The sequence below is a fragment of the Allobosea sp. NPDC003192 genome, assembly GCF_050275675.1.
Classification (GTDB): domain Bacteria; phylum Pseudomonadota; class Alphaproteobacteria; order Rhizobiales; family Beijerinckiaceae; genus Allobosea.
In genome coordinates this window covers 1-18,782 of sequence record NZ_JBNNPK010000021.1, presented here as the reverse complement: position 1 = coordinate 18,782, position 18,782 = coordinate 1, and the positions used below count along the sequence as shown (strand labels likewise).

General features: G+C 65.6%; 17 protein-coding genes and 1 pseudogene. 7 read left to right on the top strand and 11 right to left on the bottom strand.

Annotation, left to right across the window (positions count from 1 at the left end; all coding sequences use genetic code 11):
- Positions 1-2 precede the first annotated feature (2 nt).
- On the top strand, positions 3-932 hold the full coding sequence (locus ACQKLX_RS23855) for a LysR family transcriptional regulator (RefSeq protein ID WP_427364047.1): 930 nt from the start codon (positions 3-5) through the stop codon (positions 930-932).
- Between the two features lie 194 nt (positions 933-1,126).
- Here ACQKLX_RS23855 and ACQKLX_RS23850 read toward each other — a convergent pair whose 3' ends face one another.
- Together ACQKLX_RS23850 and ACQKLX_RS23845 are read right to left on the bottom strand one after the other, a co-directional pair.
- Positions 1,127-1,549 carry a putative quinol monooxygenase gene (locus ACQKLX_RS23850; RefSeq protein ID WP_427364046.1) on the bottom strand — a complete coding sequence of 141 codons (423 nt, stop codon included), beginning with the start codon at positions 1,547-1,549 and terminating at the stop codon, positions 1,127-1,129.
- A 17-nt stretch (positions 1,550-1,566) separates the two neighbouring features.
- Positions 1,567-2,529: a VOC family protein gene (locus ACQKLX_RS23845; RefSeq protein ID WP_427364045.1), complete on the bottom strand. Its 963-nt coding sequence runs from the start codon at positions 2,527-2,529 to the stop codon at positions 1,567-1,569.
- A gap of 190 nt (positions 2,530-2,719) precedes the next feature.
- Between ACQKLX_RS23845 and ACQKLX_RS23840 the strand changes: the two genes are divergently transcribed.
- Entirely contained in the window at positions 2,720-3,661 is a 942-nt protein-coding gene (locus ACQKLX_RS23840; RefSeq protein WP_427364044.1) for a helix-turn-helix domain-containing protein, read from the top strand.
- Positions 3,662-3,903: 242 nt separating this feature from the next.
- On the opposite strand, the gene ACQKLX_RS23835 is transcribed toward ACQKLX_RS23840, so the two are convergent.
- Positions 3,904-4,809 (bottom strand): LysR family transcriptional regulator, encoded by a 906-nt coding sequence (locus ACQKLX_RS23835; protein ID WP_427364043.1) that lies wholly within the window; start codon positions 4,807-4,809, stop codon positions 3,904-3,906.
- 133 nt (positions 4,810-4,942) lie between these two features.
- On the opposite strand from ACQKLX_RS23835, the gene ACQKLX_RS23830 reads away from it, so the two are divergent.
- From ACQKLX_RS23830 to ACQKLX_RS23810, 5 genes are all read left to right on the top strand, one after another.
- Positions 4,943-6,130, top strand: coding sequence for an MFS transporter (locus ACQKLX_RS23830; RefSeq protein ID WP_427364042.1), 1,188 nt, complete (start codon positions 4,943-4,945; stop codon positions 6,128-6,130).
- Between the two features lie 22 nt (positions 6,131-6,152).
- The gene (locus ACQKLX_RS23825; protein ID WP_427364041.1) at positions 6,153-7,250 is read left to right on the top strand and encodes an alpha/beta hydrolase; all 1,098 of its coding nucleotides are present in this window, start codon (positions 6,153-6,155) and stop codon (positions 7,248-7,250) included.
- Positions 7,251-7,314: 64 nt separating this feature from the next.
- The gene (locus ACQKLX_RS23820) at positions 7,315-7,755 is read left to right on the top strand and encodes a cyclophilin-like fold protein (protein WP_427364143.1); all 441 of its coding nucleotides are present in this window, start codon (positions 7,315-7,317) and stop codon (positions 7,753-7,755) included.
- Between the two features lie 176 nt (positions 7,756-7,931).
- Positions 7,932-8,390 (top strand): (2Fe-2S)-binding protein, encoded by a 459-nt coding sequence (locus tag ACQKLX_RS23815; protein ID WP_427364040.1) that lies wholly within the window; start codon positions 7,932-7,934, stop codon positions 8,388-8,390.
- Positions 8,387-10,687: a xanthine dehydrogenase family protein molybdopterin-binding subunit gene (locus ACQKLX_RS23810; protein WP_427364039.1), complete on the top strand. Its 2,301-nt coding sequence runs from the start codon at positions 8,387-8,389 to the stop codon at positions 10,685-10,687. Before ACQKLX_RS23815 ends, ACQKLX_RS23810 begins: the two co-directional genes overlap by 4 nt.
- 263 nt (positions 10,688-10,950) lie before the next feature.
- On the opposite strand, the gene ACQKLX_RS23805 is transcribed toward ACQKLX_RS23810, so the two are convergent.
- The 8 genes and pseudogenes from ACQKLX_RS23805 to ACQKLX_RS23770 all read right to left on the bottom strand — a co-directional run.
- Positions 10,951-11,166, bottom strand: a complete 216-nt coding sequence (locus tag ACQKLX_RS23805; protein WP_427364142.1) for a nucleoside hydrolase — start codon at positions 11,164-11,166, stop codon at positions 10,951-10,953.
- Between the two features lie 76 nt (positions 11,167-11,242).
- A pseudogene (locus ACQKLX_RS23800) lies at positions 11,243-11,428 on the bottom strand (nucleoside hydrolase); the annotation flags it as partial.
- Positions 11,429-11,743: 315 nt separating this feature from the next.
- A complete protein-coding gene (ltaE, locus tag ACQKLX_RS23795; protein ID WP_427364038.1) occupies positions 11,744-12,790 on the bottom strand; it encodes a low-specificity L-threonine aldolase in 1,047 nt (348 codons plus the stop codon).
- A gap of 71 nt (positions 12,791-12,861) precedes the next feature.
- Positions 12,862-14,241, bottom strand: coding sequence for an L-serine ammonia-lyase (locus tag ACQKLX_RS23790; RefSeq protein WP_427364037.1), 1,380 nt, complete (start codon positions 14,239-14,241; stop codon positions 12,862-12,864).
- A 72-nt stretch (positions 14,242-14,313) separates the two neighbouring features.
- Complete coding sequence (gene ggt / locus ACQKLX_RS23785) at positions 14,314-15,918, bottom strand: gamma-glutamyltransferase (protein ID WP_427364141.1); 1,605 nt, start codon at positions 15,916-15,918, stop codon at positions 14,314-14,316.
- Between the two features lie 54 nt (positions 15,919-15,972).
- Positions 15,973-16,995 (bottom strand): CapA family protein, encoded by a 1,023-nt coding sequence (locus ACQKLX_RS23780; RefSeq protein WP_427364036.1) that lies wholly within the window; start codon positions 16,993-16,995, stop codon positions 15,973-15,975.
- Between the two features lie 6 nt (positions 16,996-17,001).
- Complete coding sequence (locus ACQKLX_RS23775; RefSeq protein WP_427364035.1) at positions 17,002-18,552, bottom strand: ABC transporter substrate-binding protein; 1,551 nt, start codon at positions 18,550-18,552, stop codon at positions 17,002-17,004.
- A gap of 38 nt (positions 18,553-18,590) precedes the next feature.
- The coding region (locus tag ACQKLX_RS23770; protein ID WP_427364034.1) for an oligopeptide/dipeptide ABC transporter ATP-binding protein at positions 18,591-18,782 on the bottom strand (192 nt) is incomplete at its 5' end.

The following is an 18,782-nucleotide window of genomic DNA, read 5'->3' as shown; positions in this document are numbered from 1 at the left end:
CGATGGAGACCCTCGCCAACCTTGAGAGCTTCGCGCGCAGCGCGGAGCTCGGGAGCTTCTCGGAAGCCGCGCGCCGGCTGTCCCTGACGCCCGCCGCCGTCAGCCGCAATGTCGCGATGCTGGAGCGCAATCTCGGCGTGCGCCTGTTCCAGCGCTCGACGCGCAGGCTGACCCTGACCGAGGCCGGCGAGCGTTTCAGACAGGCGATCGGCGGCAACCTCGAAGCCTTGCAGGCCGCCATTGCCGAAGCGGCCTCCGGCGCCGCCGAACCCGCAGGCACGCTCAAGGTGAGCCTGAGTCCCACCTTCGGCACGACGCATATCCTGCCGCTGTTGCCGGATCTCCTGGCGCGCTATCCCCGCCTGCGCCCCGAATGGCATTTCGAGAACCGCCAGGTCGACCTCGTAGCCGAGGGCTACGACGCGGCGATCGGCGGCGGCTTCGATCTCGCTCCGGGCATCATCGCGCGCGCCCTCGCACCGGCCCACATCGTCGCCGTTGCTTCACCCGCCTACATGGCGGGGCGGACGGCGCCCGTGGACCCGGCTGGCCTCGGCCATCTCGACGGAATCGTCATGCGGTCGCGCAACTCCGGCCGCATCCGCCACTGGGCGATGCGCGACGCCGCCGGCACCGAGATGACGGCAATCCAACTTGAGAGCATCGTAGTCAACGATCCCATGGCGATGCGCGAGGCCGCGCGGCTCGGCCTCGGGATGGCGATGCTGGCGGTGCCCGACGTCCTGCCTGACCTCGAAAGCGGGGCGTTGATCCGTCTGCTGCCGCGCTGGTATGCCGATGCCGGTGCGATCTCGCTCTATTACGCGTCCCGCACCCTGTTGCCGGCCAAGACCCGCGTCTTCGTCGAATGCGTCGTCGAGGCATTCCGGAGGCAGAAATTTGCCGAACGCTTCGCCGGAAGCTTGGGTTAATCGCGGGTATGGAAAACCAGATAACCGTAAGACCATGGGCTGAAGCATTACCTTGCCCAGACCCAGACATCGATCGGGATGGAGAGCAGCGTCCGTTTGGCCTGCTGCCGATTCTGTGGAGCGCCAGTAGCGGACATTGCGACCTTGCCTGAAAGCTGACGTTCCAATGGAATGGGTCCTAAAGCAGCTTTTCGTCAGCGCCCCGAGGCCGTGTTCCCGAGGATGCCCATGCGGATCACGGTGACCCCGCCGTCGGCGAGTTCTGCCAGGCGCGCGAACCAGGACTGGACATGCGGGGTTCGATTATGTGCCTCGAAGTCGGCCTGGCTGGCGAAGATCTCTGTGAAGATGAAATGCCCGGGGGTCTCGCGGCTCTCCTGGAGAAAATAAAGCAGGTTGTTCGGCTCGGCGCGTACCTGCGCCACGAGCGGTAGCGTGATCGCGCGCAGGGCATCTTCCTTACCCGGCTTGGCGCGAACTTGGGCCACGACGGCATAAGCGTCGGCGGGAATGTCGGAATAGCGCACTCCATCAGCGTCTCGAGCCATGGCACCTACGGGGAGCGCGGCCGCGACCAATGCTGCCAGCAACGCGCGGAACGAGAACTTGCGGGGCATTGCCGATCTCCTTGCGCTCAGCGCGATGACAAGACCATCTTGCGCCGCGCCTCGAGCGCGCTGTCGAAGACCTGCTTGACCGGTCCCAGTGCCTGCACGAACTCGAGCTGCTCGCCTTCCGAGCCGGTGCAGTAGATCAAGCGCCACCCATCCGACTTGCCTTCGGTGATCCCGTTGGAATTGGCGTCCAGGGGGGCTGCGCGACGCTCGGCCTCATTCGCCACGGTCACGATGCGGTTCGCGCGGACGTTCGTCATGCCGCGCCGGCCGGATTCCGCTTCGAGGTCGGCGATGAACTGGTTGAAATCGACCTCGTCGCGGATGTGGAAGCAGATATGCATCATCCGCGGAAATGCAGGGCTCATGTGATCGAGCGGCTCGGCGAATGCTCGCGGCCCGCCCATCGGCTGGTTGGCATCGCGGTATTGCAGGAGCTCGATCACGACATTGTCGAACTGGATGAAGCGCACGTCGAGCCGCTGCGCGCCGCCGCGAAGGTCGGGAATACCCATCGTGCGTGGGTTGACGCCGCGGGCGCGTGCTTCGATCTCCTGGCCGGTCAGCAGCGTATTGTGGATCCGCTCGCCCTGGAAATCGCCATCGCGCATCACCTCGGTTCCACCCAGCACCTCCGTATAGAAGGTGAAGGCGCGTTCCATGTCCTGGACCGTGAGGCCGAAATGTTGAACGCCCTGCAGCCGCTGGCCGATCGATCGCTCGCCGGACTTGGCCGAGGCTGCACGCTGTCCCTGCGCGGCGGCCGGCGCTGTCATTCCGGTGACCGATGCCGCCAGCACCGTCCCCGCGGTCTTCAGCGCGTCCCGGCGATCAAGGCCACCTGGAATCTGTCCATGATTTTCCATCGTCCCTCTCCCTGAACTCGCTCCCGGGGGCGCTCTAGCCGCTGCCTCGCGCTGCAACTTCCCACGCCGGACGATGCAAACCCCGACCTCAGAGGCATACGGCACCGCGACCGGCACGTATTACAGAATCTTGCTCTTTTGCCGCGCCGAGCGCTTCGATGGTGATCGGATTTCCCAAATCTCGCCGGCCCTCCTGGCGACGTATCAGCGGCGCCCGCAACATGGCTTGGCTCGGCCTTCCTGACATGCCACCGATGGTATAATTTCGGGCCGCGATAGCGCGTCACGGCAGCCTGGAGCACGGGCGTTGAAAGTCGACGACGCCTGGAAGGGGATCGACAACGGCCCGTCGGGGGATGGCGCGGGCACGGGACTCGCGTCCTATCGGTCAAGTTATTCCCCGCACGTACCGCGTTACTGGAGCGACCATCTGATCGCGCCTGTCCGCACGATCGGTGCCGCAACGGCGACATCGCTCAAGATGAGCTACTGGTTCTCGACGATTGAGGATTCGCCACAGGAGGGCGACCCGACATTCGTCAGCGCTTCATTGCGAACGAGCCCTGCAACGGCCTGGCGCGACGCCGCCTCCTCGGGCCTGGTGTCGATGTTGCCGTTCGAAGGCGCGCAATGGCGCTTCGAGCAGCCGGTAAGCTTCGTGCAGTTCCATCTTCCTTTCGATCTGATGAGCATGGTTTGCGCTTCGCTGTTCGACAGGGAACTCACCCATGATCATCTGCGGATGCCCGCCGATGTGCAGGACGCCCAACTGGGCCGTCGGCTGGACCGCCTTCGGCATAGGGCCTCCTTGATCGAGCCGACAAACCTCCTTCTCGACAGCTGGGCGCTGATCCTCGCCGAAACGTTCTTGCGGCGGCTGTCGAGCCACGGCGAGCGAAACGCACACGGGCCGTTCGGCAAGCTCCCAGCCCGGGGCATCGCACGCGTCGTCGACTATATCGAGGATGGCATCGACCAGGACCTGCGGCTGCCTTCGCTCGCCGCTGTCGCGGGAATGAGCGTCTATCATTTTGCCCGCCGCTTTCAGGAAACGGTCGGCGTATCACCCTATTCCTACGTGCTGGTTCGACGCATTGAGCGCGCTCGCGCGCTGCTGCGCCGGAATGACCAGCGGCTCGTCGACATAGCGCTCGATTGCGGCTTCTCAAGCCAGTCGCACCTGACGACTGTCTTCCGCCAATGCCTCGGTGTCACCCCAGGAGAATATCGCCGGCGCGTTCAGGCATGAGAGGAGTGACGTGACTGTCCCCAAATGGCTTGGAGCCGCCCGCTTCGACAAGCCCCATAGCGCCAGATGATCGGTCACCGTTCGCGAGTCTCAAGTTTCCGGCTAGTTCATGCCGTCCGGCTGGCGCCAAGTCCAGACATTCGAGCGCTTCCGGAGAGCGGACATTCAGACCGCTATCTCGCGGAGATTCGCCAATCCACGGAATCCTTGGCCGACACGCTCAGCCTCGGCCAAAAATACGGTCAGGAGCCTGTCGGACTTCGGTGGCGCAATGCCTCGACGATAACCTTGAAGGCCGGGAGATTCTGGCGGCGGCTGGGATAGTAGAGGAAATAGCCGTCGAAGAAGGGCGACCAGTCGTCCAGCACCTGGACCAGCGTACCTGATGCGATCTGCCGCTCGACGATGTCGTCGGGGACGTAGGCGACGCCGTAGCCGTTCACCACCGCGTCGATCATGGCGTAGGAGTTGTTGAAGGTGAGCTGGCCGCTGACCCGAACGCGCAGTTCCTGTCCGTCCTTCTCGAACTCCCAGGCATAGAGCCCGCGGGCCGTCTCGTGGCGCATGTTGATGCAGACGTGCCGGACCAGATCCTGCGGATGTTTCGGCACGCCGTGAGCAGCGAGATAGCCGGGCGAAGCGACTGCAACCAGCCGCCAGTCCGGGCCGATCCGGACGGCGATCATATCCTTCTCGACGCTCTCGCCCAGCCGGACACCGGCGTCGAAGCCCTCCTCGACGATGTTGCGGAAGGTGCTGTCGAGGATCAGTTCGACATGGATGTCGGGATAGTCACTGAGGACCGGCTTCAGCTTTGGCCAGACGACGCTTTCGAGGGCATGATCAGAGAGCGTCAGCCGGATCGAGCCCCAGGGCTTGTCGCGCAGCGCCGACAGCGCCGCTATCTCGTCCTCGATCTCCGCGATCCGCGGGGTGATGGTCTGGAGCAGCCGCTCACCCGCGACCGTGGTCGCGACGTTGCGTGTCGTCCGGGCCAGCAGCCGGATGCCCATCCTCGCTTCGAGCTGCTTGATCGTGTGGCTGAGCGTCGATTGCGCCACGCCGATCTTCGCCGCGGCCCGGGTGAAGCTGTGCTCCTCGGCGACGACCTGAAACCACCGAAGCTGGTTGAGATCGGTCTTGTCCATGAGGCTTCCCGCGTTTCGGCACGGGTCAGATTAATCGACTGCATCGATTAGTGCATTCCAATTCCGACGGGTAATCGTTCGATAGCTGTCTCGCTAGTTTGCACTGCAACAACGCATGCAGGAGCGAACTGACATGACGGTTGCCGCCTTATCGAACGAAGGAAGCAAGCCGGCCGCCGCCTGGGGCGCCGTCCTCTCGATGGCGCTTTGCGTGGCGATGCTGATCGCCTCGGAGTTCATGCCGGTCAGCCTGCTGACGCCGATGGCGGAGGGGCTGCGCGCAACCGAGGGGCAGACCGGACAGGCAATCTCGATCAGCGGCCTCTTCGCGGTCGCAGCGAGCATGGCCATCACCACCGCCGCCGGGACGTTGAACCGCAAATGGGTTCTGGTCGCGATGACGGCCTTCATGCTCGTGTCGCTGATCCTGGTCGCGGTCGCGCCGAACTTCGCGGTGCTGATGCTCGGCCGGGCCTTGCTCGGCATCTGCATCGGCGGTTTCTGGGCACTGGCGACAGCCGTCATAATGCGCTTGGTTCCCGAGGCCGAGGTGCCTCGCGCCCTGGCGCTGATGTATGGTGGCCAGGCCATCGCGGCGGCCTTTGCCGCGCCCGTCGGCAGCTATCTCTGCGGCATCTTCGGCTGGCGTGCCGTGTTCTGGGCGCTGACGCCGATCGTCGCCGTCAACCTCGTCTGGCATCTGATCGCGCTGCCGTCGCTGCCCGCGCGCCAGCGGCAGGACGTCCGGACCATGTTCGGCCTGCTGAAGCGTCCGTATTTCCTGCGCGGCCTGATCGCGTCGATGCTCTCCTGGGGTTCGGCCTTCACGATGTTCACCTATCTGCGCCCATTCCTGGAGCAGGTGACGGGTGCAGATGTGACAACGCTCTCGATTCTGTTGCTGGCACTCGGCTGCGCCGGCTTCGTCGGCACCTGGGGGGCCGGCCGTTTCCTGAGCGGCAGCGTCGCACCTCTCTTGAAAGTCCCCACGCTGCTGATGGGCGGCTGCACCCTCGGTCTCATGCTGCTGGGCAGCTCGGTCGTCGCCGCGGGACTCTTCCTGGCGCTCTGGGGCGCGATGAACACCGCCATGTCGGTGATCTGGATGACCTGGATGTCGCGGAACGTGGACGATGCGCCGGAGGCTGCCGGCAGCCTGATGGTCGCGGCCATCCAGGCCTCGATCCTACTCGGAGCCGTCATTGGCGGGCTGTTGCTCGATGGCCTGTCGATCTTCGCGACCTTCGCGGGAAGCGTGGTCCTGGCCGCCATCGGCATCGCGGTGATCGGCGACGGTCGACGCCTGTTGAAATCGAAATGACCAGAAGAGCGAGGAGATAATGATGGACACCCCCGACACGACCATTCGCACCGCTCCGACCACACACATGGATCGACGCGAACTGATGAAACTGACCGGCGCCGGCGTAACGACCCTGGCGGCCGCGTCGCTCCTCAAGATCTCCAACGCAAAGGCTCAGAAAATGGCAACGGAATGGGACAAGACCTTCCCGAAGAGCGAAAATGTCGATCATCGGAAGGTCACCTTCAGGAACCGGTACGGCATCACCCTGATGGGCGATCTGTATCTGCCCAAGGACCAGGCCGATCGGCTGCTGGCGGCGCTTGCCGTCGGCGGTCCATTCGGCGCGGTGAAGGAGCAGTCGTCGGGCCTTTACGCGCAAACGATGGCCGAGCGCGGTTTCGTGACGCTGGCCTTCGACGCGTCCTTCACCGGTGAAAGCGGTGGCGAGCCGCGCAACGTCGCTTCGCCCGATATCAATACCGAAGATTTCAGCGCCGCCGTCGATTATCTCGGCCTGCACCCGTCGGTCGATCGCGAGCGGATCGGCGTCATCGGCATTTGCGGCTGGGGCGGCATGGCCTTGAACGCCGTCGCCGTGGACAAGCGGGTCAAGGCCGTCGTGGCCAGCACGATGTACGACATGACCCGCGTCATGTCGAAGGGCTACAATGACAGCGTGACGCTCGAACAGCGCACCCAGGCGCTGGAGCAGATGAGCCGGCAGCGTTGGGACGACGCCGCCAATGGAATCCCGGCCTACCAGCCGCCGTACAACGATCTGAAGGGTGGCGAGGCGCAGTTCCTGGTCGACTATCACGACTACCACCGGACGCCGCGCGGCTACCATCCGCGTGCGGTCAACTCGGGCAATTCCTGGACCCGGACGACGCCACTGTCGTACATGAACATGCCGCTCCTGACCTACATCCAGGAGATCGCGCCGCGCCCGATCCTGTTGATCCACGGCGAAAAGGCTCACTCGCGCTATTTCAGCGAAACCGCCTACGCGGCGGCCGCGGAGCCGAAGGAGCTCATGGTCATCCCGGGCGCCAACCACGTCGACCTCTACGACAAGCTGAACGTGATCCCGTTCGACAAGCTGACCAGCTTCTTCAACCGGCATCTGGCTGCGTGAGGAAGGTCGAGGATCGAGGGAGGGACATCGAATGAGATGCGGGCAGGCGAGGCTGTCGCGTCGCATGGTGCTGGCGAGCGCTGCCACCAGCCTCGCTGTTCACTCCATTGCTCGCGCGCAGACCAACACAGCCTCGCCAAGGAAAGGAACCGCCATGCGCCTTCGATTTGCCTTCGCGGATCAGGAGTTCACGGCGACGCTGGAGGACAATCCCACCGCGCGGAACCTGTTCTCCCTGCTGCCGCTCGATCTGACGATCGGCGACTATGCGACCAACGAGAAGATCGCCTATCTGCCGCGCAAGCTCACCGAGGACGGCAGCGGCCGCTTCGACAATGAGGCGACCGGCGACCTCTGCTACTATGCCCCCTGGGGCAACCTCGCGATGTTCCACGGTTCCTACCGCTGGTCGCGCGGCTTGATCCGGCTCGGACGCCTGGACGGGAATACCGCACCGCTGCTGGTGCGCGGCGAGCACAAGCTGCGTGTCGAGATCAATCCCTGAATGCCCCGGAACCTCGGGCCAGTACGCGCGTCATCACGATTGTCCTCTCACGATAACTTGCTCAGGCGAAGCTTGTGTTCTGCCGCGCGGAAGCGCTGCATAGCCTCGATCAGAGCCTCGCTGTCGCATGCCACAGACGGTCCCGGAATATCCGGGTCGCGAAGAAGGAGATGCTGATGACCACCCTCGTCGTGAATGGGACGGAGCGCCGCTACGACGGCGACCCCGAGATGCCGCTGCTCTGGTATCTGCGGGATGAGCTTGGTCTGACCGGCACCAAGTTCGGTTGCGGCGTCGCAGCCTGCGGAGCATGCACCATTCACCTCGACGGAATGGCCGCCCGCGCCTGCCAGACGCCGATCTCGGCGGCAGCTGGGCTCTCGGTCACCACGATCGAAGGACTGTCTCCTGACGGCAATCATCCCGTGCAGGCTGCTTGGCGCGACCTCAACGTCTCCCAGTGCGGCTATTGTCAGCCGGGCCAGATCATGCAGGCCAGCGCTCTGCTGAAAGAGACACCAAATCCGAGCGACGAGGACATCGATGGTGCGATGAGCGGCAACCTTTGTCGCTGCGGAACCTATCCGCGTATTCGCGCTGCCATCAAACAAGCTGCCAAGGGAGTGCGCCTATGACGGAGCATGTTCCCAATCCGAGCGGCACTCTCGCCAATGTCAGTCGGCGGAATCTGCTGCAGGGCATAGGCGCCGGCGTTTTCGTGCTCGCCGCGGGCCTGCCCACCGCAACGCCGGCGCAGGACAAGAAGTTCGGCGCCGATGGAATGCCGAATGGCTGGCGCGACGATCCGGCGGTCTTCATCGCCCTGGCCGAGGACGGCACCGTTACCATCACCTGCCATCGCTCCGAGATGGGACAGGGCGTGCGCACCTCGCTCGCAATGGCGGTCGCAGACGAACTCGAGGCCGACTGGGCTCGGGTGCGGGTCACGCAAGCCTGGGGCGACGAGGAGCGCTTCGGCAATCAGGACACGGATGGATCGCGCAGCCTGCGCCACTGGTTCATGCCGATGCGCCGCGCCGGCGCGGCCGCGCGCGCTATGCTGGAGCAGGCGGCGGCGAAGCAATGGGGCGTCGCGATCGCCGAGGTGCGCGCCGGCAATCACGCCGTGGCTCATGCCGCCAGCGGGCGCAGCCTGAGCTATGGCGCGCTTGCCAAGGCTGCGTCGGCTCTGCCGGTACCCGATCGCGGCAGCGTCCGGCTCAAGCCGGCCGCCGCCTTCCGCTATATCGGCAAGGACACGATCGGCCTCGTCGACAATCAGGGCATCACCACGGGCAAGGCGGTCTACGGCATCGATGCCCGTCTCGATGGCATGCTGTTCGCCGTCGTCGCCCGGCCGCCGGTCTATGGCGGCAAGGTCGCGTCCCATGATGCGTCTGAGGCTCTGAAGGTGCCGGGCGTGGTGAAGGTCATCACCATCGATCCTCCGGCGATCCCATCCGAATTCGAGCCGCTCGGCGGGGTCGCCGTGATCGCCCGCAACAGCTGGGCCGCCATCAAGGGCCGCGAGGCACTGAAGGTGACCTGGGAGGACGGGCCGAACGCCGTCTATTCCTCCGACAGCTACCGCGCCCGCCTCAGCGAGGCAGCGAGCAAGCCTGCCAAGGTCGTCCGCAATGAAGGCGACATCGAGCGCGCCTTGACCGGAGCGGCCAAGCGCGTCACGGCCGAGTATTACATTCCGCATCTCGCCCAATCGCCGATGGAGCCGCCGGCGGCGCTGGTCCGCATTGTCAATGGCGAAGCCGAGGCATGGGCCTGCAGCCAGGCCCCGCAGGTGACCCGTGCGCGCCTTGCAAAGCGGCTCGGCCTGCCGGTCGAGAAGGTCAAGGTCAACATCACCCTGCTCGGCGGCGGTTTCGGGCGCAAATCCAAGCCCGATTTCGTCATCGAGGCCGGAATCTGCTCGCAAGCGATGGACGGGGCGCCGGTCAGGCTGATGTGGACGCGCGAGGACGATCTCCACCACGGCTACTATCACACGGTATCGGTCGAGCGGCTGGAAGCCGGGCTCGACGGCTCCGGCAAGGTGACAGCCTGGCTGCATCGAAGCGCAGCTCCGACGATCGGTTCGATCTTCGCACCGGATCCCAAGCATGAATTGCCTTTCGAGCTGGGGATGGGGCTGGTCAATCTGCCCTTCGACATTCCGAACATCCGGGCCGAGAACCCGGAAGCGCCCGCCCATGTCCGCATCGGATGGTACAGGGCCGTCTCGAACATCCCTCATGCCTTCGCGGTGCAATCCTTCGTCGCCGAGCTCGCCCACGCGGCCGGCCGCGATCCGAAGGACTTCTTGTTGGAGCTGATCGGTCCGGCGAGGCTGATCGATCCAACCAGAATTGGAGATACCTGGAACCATGGCGAGAATCCGCAGCGCTATCCGATCGATACCGGACGCCTGCGGCGTGTGATCGAAGCTGCGGCACAGGGGATAGGCTGGGGACGCAGCTTGCCCAAGGGCAGCGGGCTCGGCATCGCCGGTCACTACAGCTTCGTCAGCTATATCGCTGTCGCAGTGGAGGTCACCGTGAGTGAGCGCGGGAGGCTCGCGATCCCGCGTGTCGACATCGCGATCGATTGCGGGCCGGTGGTCAATCCGGACCGTGTCCGCTCGCAAATGGAAGGCGCCGTCATCATGGGCGCCGGCATCGCGAGCTCAGCCGAGATCTCCTTCAGGAATGGCCGCGCCGAACAGGATAATTTCGATACCTACGAGCTGACGCGAATGGATTCGGCGCCGCGGGATATTCGGGTGCATCTCCTGCCTGCGGGCGATTTTGAGCGCCCGCTTGGCGGCGTCGGTGAACCGGGCTTGCCGCCCGTTGCGCCAGCAATCGCCAACGCCGTGTTCGCCGCAACCGGCAAGCGGATCAGGCAACTGCCGATCCGCGATCAGCTCGGCGCCTGATTAGCTTTGCCTCACAGGCTCGCCCGTAGTCGGGCGAGCCTGAAGAATCATGGGAGCGTCTCGCGAAGCGCATGTCGAGACGAGATGCGCCAGGAGCCGACGTTGAGCGCTTGCCCGGAAGCGGACGTTCGCCGCGGTGCAGCAAACGAGCCTCAGTACGGCCCGATCCACGTTCACGGTCAGAACCATGCGAGGATCATATCAGTTGCGTAGTTTTCGGGCCGGTCGCGGTATCGACCATCGAGAGATCGTCGGGCCGCATCTCAGTTCGTCGACAAGGCTCGCTCAAGTAGCGCGAGGACACCTGCACTGTCGACGCCATCGATCCACTGCGCATTCGGCGCGCGGCCGCTGACGCCAAGGAGGTCGATCACAGTCATGCCCATCGTCAGCTCGGAGCGATGTTCGATCGCAATATTGACGCAGTGCCCGCTGAACAGCTCTGGCGCGAGCAGGTAAGCGACGACACACGGGTCCATGATGGCCGTCTGATCGGGTCTGAGGGGCGGCACTGGGAAATCCGCGCGTCCAGCCGTCCATCCCGCTCTGTCCATGAAAAGCGCTGGCGTCGCGAAACGGGTTGACCAGCGGGCGGGAACAGCCGGCTCGAACCGCAATGTCGGCGCGCCCGGCTGCGTGGCAGATAGCTCTGGCGTTCCGCTCAGCTTGGGCGACATCGATATTGCCGGCAACCGTGGTGATTCCGAGGATATCCAGCGCTTCCGGTGCATTCAGCGCCATGAACAGCGCAATCGCATCGTCACAGAGAGACTAGGCAAAGCAAGAGCTTGCAGCCACCCGAGTGGTACACAGTGGCTCTCTTGTGGCTCAACGTGCGAGCGGCTGCTAGCGTCCGACACCTCGGCATCGAGATTCATGATGCTTTGATCCTGTCAGAGCAGACGGACCTGTAACCGTCCCAGCACGACGGGTAACCGTCGCGCTGGAACCTTTGAACCTTTGCCCCGTAAACACAGGGCTCGGATTTCTACAAACGCTCAATCCACGAAATGAGCGCACGCGGCCGTAGACCAATCGCTGCTCCTGGCGCAGCCTTCAGCCCGGTACCTGCCGTCGGACACGCACTTCCCGCTTGTCGAAGAAGGCTTCGCATGCCTCGGCAACACGCTCGATGGCAGCATCATCCAGGTCTAGATGGGTGACCCAGCGCATGGTGCCGTACCGCCCACTGACGGCAATCCCGCGGCTGCGCAGGAACGCGGCGAAGGCGGCGGTGTCGAAGTCCTTGGGTGCCAGGAACACCATGTTCGTACGGGCCGGTCCGGCGCCGAGCTCAGGGTAGCGCATCAGCACCTCCGACAGGGCCGCGGCGCGCCGGTGATCCTCGGCGAGGCGCGAGACGTTGTGCTCCAGCGCGTAGATCGCGGCCGCGGCGATCACGCCGGTCTGGCGCATGCCGCCACCCAGCATCTTCCGGATGCGCCGGGTCTTCTCGATGAAATCCCTGGGGCCGACGAGGATCGAGCCGATCGGGGCTCCGAGCCCCTTGGACAGGCATAGCGAGACCGTGTCGAACTGCCCGGCGATCCAGGCCGCGTCCCGGTTGCTCGCCGTCGCGGCGTTCATCAGCCTGGCGCCATCGAGATGGATGGTAAGACCGCGCGAGCGGGCGAGCCCGGTCGCGGCCTCCAGATAGGCATCAGGCAGGGGAAGGCCGTTGAACGTGTTCTCCAGCGCCAGCAGCCGCGTGATCGCGAAATGGAAATCGTCCGGCTTGATCGCATTGGCGATGGCGTCGAGCGCGATCGTTCCGTCAGGCTCGTTGGGCAAAGGCTGCGGCTGGATCGAGCCCAGTACGGCCGCGCCGCCGCCTTCCAGGCGATAGGTATGGGCCATCTGGCCGACGAGGTATTCTTCGCCGCGGCCGCAATGGGCCATCAGCGCGGCAAGATTGGCCTGCGTGCCGGTCGGGAAGAAGAGACCGGCTTCCTTGCCCAGCCGCTCGGCGCTCATCGCTTCCAGCCGCTTGGTGGTCGCGTCGTCGTCATAGACGGCGTCGCCAACCTCGGCCGACGCCATGGCGGCCCTCATCCCCGCATCGGGGCGCGTCACGGTATCCGAACGGAAATCATCCACGATCATTCGACTAGGTCCTCATTGCCGCGCGTTGGCCTCATCGGAAGCGATCCGGCGCGGTTTGCGAAAGGTCGCCCTCAGCACTCCGGCAGGTTGACGGCGAGGCCGCCGAGGCTGGTTTCCTTGAAGCGCTCGTTCATGGCTTCGCCGGTCTGGCGCATCGCCTCGATGCAGTTGTCGAGCGGCATGAAATGCGAGCCGTCGCCGCGCAAGGCGAGCGAGGCGGCTGCGACTGCCTTGATCGCGCCGATGCCGTTGCGCTCGATGCAGGGCACTTGAACCAGCCCCGCCGCAGGGTCGCAGGTCATGCCGAGATGGTGTTCGAGGGCGATCTCGGCGGCGTTCTCGACCTGCTCGGGCGAGCCGCCGAGCACGGCGCAGAGCCCGGCCGCCGCCATCGCGGCAGCTGAGCCGACCTCACCCTGGCAGCCGGCCTCGGCGCCGGAGATCGAGGCGTTGTGCTTGATCAGCCCGCCGATCGCCGCGGCGGTCAGCAGGAAATCGGCGATCTTCTCCGGATCCGCCCCGACGCAGTGGTCGAGATAATAGCGCAGCACCGCGGGCACGACGCCGGCCGCCCCATTGGTCGGCGAGGTCACCACCCGGCCGCCGGCGGCGTTCTCCTCGTTCACGGCCATGGCATAGACGCCGAGCCAGTCCGAGGTCGCGTGAGGCTGGGCGCGATTGCTCTGCCGCTCGGCCTCCAGCTGCCGATGGATCTTCGCGGCCCGGCGACGCACGCGCAAACCACCGGGCAATTCGCCCTCCTGGCTCAGGCCCCGCTCGATGCAGCCGTTCATCACCGACCAGAGCCGGGCAAGGCCATTGTCGACCTCGTCCGCCGGCCGCAGATGGATTTCGTTGGCGCGCTTCATCTGGGCGATCGAGAGCCCGCTCTCGCGCGCCATGCGCAGCATCGTCGCCGCATTGGCGAATGGATAGGGCCAGGACGACGCCGTGGCGGCAGCTTTCGGTGCCCCGCGCTCCTGCGCCGTCACGACGAAGCCGCCGCCGATCGAGTAATAGGTCTCCGAGAGCAGCTCGGCCCCGGTGGAATCGCAAGCGTGGAAGACGAGCCCGTTGGCATGGCCGGGCAAGGGCGGCCCGTAATCGAAGACGATGTCGACGGCGGGGTCGAAGGCGAGCGGCAGCAGGCCGTCGAGGTGCAGGAGATGCGTCGTGCCAAGTTGGGCGAGCTGGCGTTCGGCCTCGTCCGGATCGAGCTCGGCCGGGACCCAGCCGAGCAGGCCGAGCGCGACCGCCCGGTCCGTGGCGTGACCCTTTCCGGTGAAGGCGAGCGAGCCGTACAGCGTCGCCTTCACCGCCGCCGCCCGGTCGCGCGACGGATGCCGGCGCAGCAGGTCCAGGAAATGCCCCGCCGCCGTCATCGGCCCCATCGTATGCGAGGATGACGGGCCGATCCCGATCTTGAAGACGTCGAACACGCTCAGGAACATCAAACGCCTCCAACCGAACGCGATCCTACACATTCGGCGAACACCGGCTATCTCTGCGACGGCTGCCGCGCTTCAGACCGAGATCGCCATGCCGTCGCGCTGCGGATCGGCTCCGCCCGAGCACAGGCCGTCGACGATCCCGATCGCATGCAGTGCGGCGAAAGGGAACGTCTGGGCCGAGCGCCTGACATCGTAACCGGCGGCGGTGAGCTCCTCGCTGACGCTGCGGCGAATGCGGTTGGAAATGTCGATCGCATTCGAGACCGCCATGATCCGCGGCGCTGCGACGGCCTCGAAGGGCGACATGCCGAAATCGATCATGTTCATGATCCCCTGCGCCACCGCCGGCGCGACATAGCTGCCGCCCGGCGCGCCGATGACGATGCGCGGCGTCTGCCCGTCGAAGACGATGGTCGGCGCGGCGGAAGAGGCGCGGCGCTTGCCTGGCGCGATCGACGCCGCCCGCCCGGGACGCGGGTCGAAGCGGCTCATCGTGCCGTTATAGATGAAGCCGAGCCCGTCGGAGATGGCGCCGGAGGGGCTGCCCAGCGTATGGGTGAGCGCGACCGCGTTGCCGTCCCGGTCGATCACCGAGACATGGGTCGTCTCGCGCTGCGAGCGGTCCAGCCTCTTGATCTCGGCGCGCTCGCCGCGCCTGATTGCCTCGGCCTGTTCGGCGGCATAGTCCTGCGAGATCAGCCGCTCGACGGGGACGTCGACATAGGCCGGGTCGCCCATGAAGCGGTCCTTGTCGATGGTCATGCGCTTCATCGCCTCGGCGAGCAACGTGATGTGCGCGGCGCTGCCATGCTTCAGCGCGCCGAGGTCGAAATTGTCGAGGATGTGCAGGATCTGCAGCATCGACATGCCGCTCGCCGGCGGCGGCGAGGTCGAGATCCGGCGGCCGCGATAGGAGCCCCAGATCGGGCTGGCGACGGAAAGCTCATAGGCCGAAAAGTCGCGCTCGCTCAGCAACCCGCCCTGCGCGGCGAAATCCGCGGCCATCCTCGCCGCCAGGGCGCCATGGTAGAAATCGTCCGGGCCGCTTCTGGCCAGGTGCTCCAGCGTCGCGGCGAGATCGGGATTGGCGAGGATGTCGCCAGGGCGCTTCGGGCTGCCGTCCGGCCGGAAGAACACCTCGCGCCCCGTCCGGCTGTAGCGCAGCTTGTCACCGGTGTTGACCTCGCCGCCGCTGCTCTGGTCCTGGGTCCAGAACCAGTGCATGTGCGGCCGCACCAGCACGCCGGCGCGCGCCTGCCGGATCGCCGGAGCCATGATGTCGGCCCAGTCCATCGTGCCGAACTGCGCAAGCGCATGGGCATAGCCCTTGATGCTGCCCGGCGTGCAGACGGCGAGATGGCCGAACTCGTTGATGGCGCCCTTGAGCAGGAAAGCGAAGCCGTCCCGCGTCTGACCCTGCAGATGCGGCAGCCACATCTCCGGTGTCGCGGCGAGCGGGGCCCTGGCGTAGAACTCGACGATCTCATGCACGCCGCGGCGCGGCATGTAGACCTGCATCGAGCCGAAGCCGCCGATGCCGCACATCAGCGGGTCGACCACGCCCTGCATGAAGGCGCAGGCGATGGCGGCATCGATGGCGTTGCCGCCGCGCTCCAGCACCTCGGCGCCGGCCTCCACCGCTTCCGGCTGCGGCGCGACGATCATCGCGTTCTTCATCGTCACCATCTGCGGCGCTCCTTGTCTTTACGGTTTGGCCAACGTCGCGCGGCGCTAGAGCTGCAGGACCAGCCTGTCGCCATCGACCGCCAGCGGGGCGCCGTTGGCGGCGGAGGAGGCGATCAGTGCGTCACGCTCGGCGGGTTCGTCCTGGACCGAACGCAGGATCGTTCGGTCGTCCTGGTCGCGCCGGACGAAGGACAGCGTCAGGTGCCGGATCGCGCGCTCGGCGATCTCGGCCTGCATGATCATGCCGACCCAGTCCGGATGCGGCTTGCTGTCATGCGCGTAGAGGAAGGAGAAGTTGCCGCCGCCATAGACGATCGGCCGCCCGGCATGGAGCTCCAGCGGCAGGATCATGTGCGGCCCGTGGCCGAGGACGATGTCGGCCCCGGCGTCGATTGCGGCATGGGCGAACTGGCGCTGGTACTGCAACACCTCGCGCCGGTAGCCCCAGTGGAACGAGCCGACGACGATATCGGCCTGCGCCTTCAGTTCCGCGACGGCTTTCGAGACCTCGGCGAGCGACGCCGGGTCGGCCCAGGTCACCACCTCCGGCGGGACGCCGGGGCGGGTCCGCGCCGCCTGCTGCTCGTATTGCGGGCGATAGGCGGTGTGCGCCTTGAGCACGGCGACGCCGGGTTGGCCGGCCTTGGCCTCATGCCCGTCAGGCCAATACACCGCCGTCCGCTGCAGGAAGCCGTAGCGCAGCCCGTTCCGCTCGACGACGACCGCGCGATAGGCTGAAGCCCGGTCCAGCCCGGCGCCGACCGAGGCGATCCCGGCCTCGGCGAGCGTTGAGAGCGAGGAGGCGATCGCCTCCGCGCCGATATTGACGTTGTTGGCGGTCCCGACCACCTGCAGGCCACCAGCCTTCAGCAGCGCGGCCGCCGTCGTCGGGACGTAGAAGCCCCGCTTCTCGGCGGCACCATCGGCACCGTCGAACAGGCAGCACTCCAGATTGGCGAACACCATGTCCGCCTGCGCCAATTGCGGGCCGACGACGTCGAAGATCCGGGAGGGGTTGGCGACACCTTTGAGATTGATGTCGCCGAGCAGGTGGAGAGAGTGGCGCATGGGGTGTCAGTTCTTCTCGACTTCCCAGAGCAGCGGCGCGCTGAAGACGTTGGACGAGAAGCCCTTGACGCTCTTGCGGTTGGCGCCGGCGGTGATCGTGCTGAACAGCGGGATCAGCGGAACCTGCTCGATCATCGCCGTGTGCAGCTGGTCGAACAGCTTCTGGCGTTCCGCGCTGCGGGTTTCGTTGGTGACCTCCGCAAGTGCATCGATCGCCGCCTTGTCCTCCCAGACCTTGCGCGGCTGCGCGTCCTTCGGGCCGACGATCGCCTCGTAGTTGAGCGCGGGGTCCATCCGGCTCGAATAGCTGAAGGCCATGATCTGGTAGTTGCCGCTCTGCCAGCGATCGGTCTGGACGCCCCATTCGAGCACCTCGACCTCGGCCTTGATGCCGGCGCTCTGCAGCATCGACTGCAGCACGATGGCGGTGTCGAAATTCGCCTGGTTGCGCTTGTTGGTGATGATCTTGAGCGTCTCGCCCTTGTAGCCGGCTTCCTGCAGCAGCTTCTTCACGCGGGCGGGATCGTGCTGGAAGCCCTTCTTCTGCACATCGCCGTGGAAGGGCGAGGAGACCGGGACGACCGAGTTGTTGGGCGTGGTGAGGTCATAGGTGACGCTGCCGACGAGTTCCTCCTGGTTGATCGCCGCCGCGATCGCCTGGCGCAGCTTGACATTCGACAGCAGCTTGTCGCGCGTCTGCAGGATGAAGGTCGTCGAGGACAGGCCCGGCTGAACCGAGATGGCGACGTTCGGGTTCGCCTTGAGCTCGTTCGCCTCCGAATAGGAAAGCTTCGTCATGATATCGATGTCGCCACGGGCGAAGGCCGCCTTGGCGGTGGCCGGGTCGCTGATCACGAGGAAGCGGACCTCGTCCACCAGCGGGCGCTTGCTGCCGACATAGCCGTCCGGCTTGCCGCCGAGATTCGCGTACTGGTCGAAGCGGGTCATGCTGACGAATTCGCGCTGGCGCCATTCGGCCAGCTTGAACGGCCCGGTGCCGATCGGCTTGTCCCAGCTGCCGTCCGGCTTCAATGAGGATCGATGCGTGATCGCGGTCATGCCGCAATCGCTGCGCGCGATATTGGCGAGGAACAGGGAGGACGGTTCGTTGATCCGGATCGCGACGGTCAGCGGGTCGACCGCCGTGACGCTTTCGATCTTCAGGCCGATCTCGCCGTTGAAATCGGTCAGGCAACGCCAGCCGGTCTTCGGATTCAGATAGCGATTGAAGCTCCAGACGACGTCCTCGGCGCTCAGCGTCTCGCCATTGTGGAATTTCACGCCCGAGCGGAGCTTGAAGGTATAGGTCAGCCCGTCCGGCGACACCGCGACGCTTTCGGCAAGGAGCGGCTTGACCAGGCCCTTCGCATCATAGCCGACGAGGCCTTCGACCATGTGCAGCACGACGCCGTCGGTATTGCCGTCGCGGTTGACGCCGGGATCGGTGCTGCGGATGTCGGCGTCGAGATAGGCCCTGAGCGTGGCGGCGCCTGCCGGCCCTGCCGCGAAGCCGAGCCCGATGATGGCCACGGCGATTGCCTGCGATGTCTTGCGCATGATCTTCCCTCGTTCTTGGTTATCGGGATGGTGACGGTTCAGGCCGAGGCCATCGCCTCGTCGTTTTCGGCGCGCCTCCAGAACAGGCGCACGCCGCCATCTTCAGTGCTTTCCAGCCCGGGCACGGCCGAGAGCAGCTTTCTGGTGTAGGGGTGCTGGGGATTGTCGAAGATCTGGTCGCGGGTGCCTTCCTCGACGATGCGGCCGTCCTGCATGACGACGACGCGATC

What these genes read in the sequence shown, in the direction of transcription:
- ACQKLX_RS23855 (WP_427364047.1), top strand. Translation starts at nt 3, where the DNA reads ATGGAGACCCTCGCCAACCTTGAGAGCTTCGCGCGCAGCGCGGAGCTC.
- ACQKLX_RS23850 (WP_427364046.1), bottom strand. Translation starts at nt 1,549, where the DNA reads ATGCCCCGCAAGTTCTCGTTCCGCGCGTTGCTGGCAGCATTGGTCGCG.
- ACQKLX_RS23835 (WP_427364043.1), bottom strand. Translation starts at nt 4,809, where the DNA reads ATGGACAAGACCGATCTCAACCAGCTTCGGTGGTTTCAGGTCGTCGCC.
- ACQKLX_RS23830 (WP_427364042.1), top strand. Translation starts at nt 4,943, where the DNA reads ATGACGGTTGCCGCCTTATCGAACGAAGGAAGCAAGCCGGCCGCCGCC.
- ACQKLX_RS23825 (WP_427364041.1), top strand. Translation starts at nt 6,153, where the DNA reads ATGGACACCCCCGACACGACCATTCGCACCGCTCCGACCACACACATG.
- ACQKLX_RS23820 (WP_427364143.1), top strand. Translation starts at nt 7,315, where the DNA reads ATGGTGCTGGCGAGCGCTGCCACCAGCCTCGCTGTTCACTCCATTGCT.
- ACQKLX_RS23815 (WP_427364040.1), top strand. Translation starts at nt 7,932, where the DNA reads ATGACCACCCTCGTCGTGAATGGGACGGAGCGCCGCTACGACGGCGAC.
- ACQKLX_RS23810 (WP_427364039.1), top strand. Translation starts at nt 8,387, where the DNA reads ATGACGGAGCATGTTCCCAATCCGAGCGGCACTCTCGCCAATGTCAGT.
- ACQKLX_RS23805 (WP_427364142.1), bottom strand. Translation starts at nt 11,166, where the DNA reads ATGGACCCGTGTGTCGTCGCTTACCTGCTCGCGCCAGAGCTGTTCAGC.
- ltaE (WP_427364038.1), bottom strand. Translation starts at nt 12,790, where the DNA reads ATGATCGTGGATGATTTCCGTTCGGATACCGTGACGCGCCCCGATGCG.
- ACQKLX_RS23790 (WP_427364037.1), bottom strand. Translation starts at nt 14,241, where the DNA reads ATGTTCCTGAGCGTGTTCGACGTCTTCAAGATCGGGATCGGCCCGTCA.
- ggt (WP_427364141.1), bottom strand. Translation starts at nt 15,918, where the DNA reads ATGAAGAACGCGATGATCGTCGCGCCGCAGCCGGAAGCGGTGGAGGCC.
- ACQKLX_RS23780 (WP_427364036.1), bottom strand. Translation starts at nt 16,995, where the DNA reads ATGCGCCACTCTCTCCACCTGCTCGGCGACATCAATCTCAAAGGTGTC.
- ACQKLX_RS23775 (WP_427364035.1), bottom strand. Translation starts at nt 18,552, where the DNA reads ATGCGCAAGACATCGCAGGCAATCGCCGTGGCCATCATCGGGCTCGGC.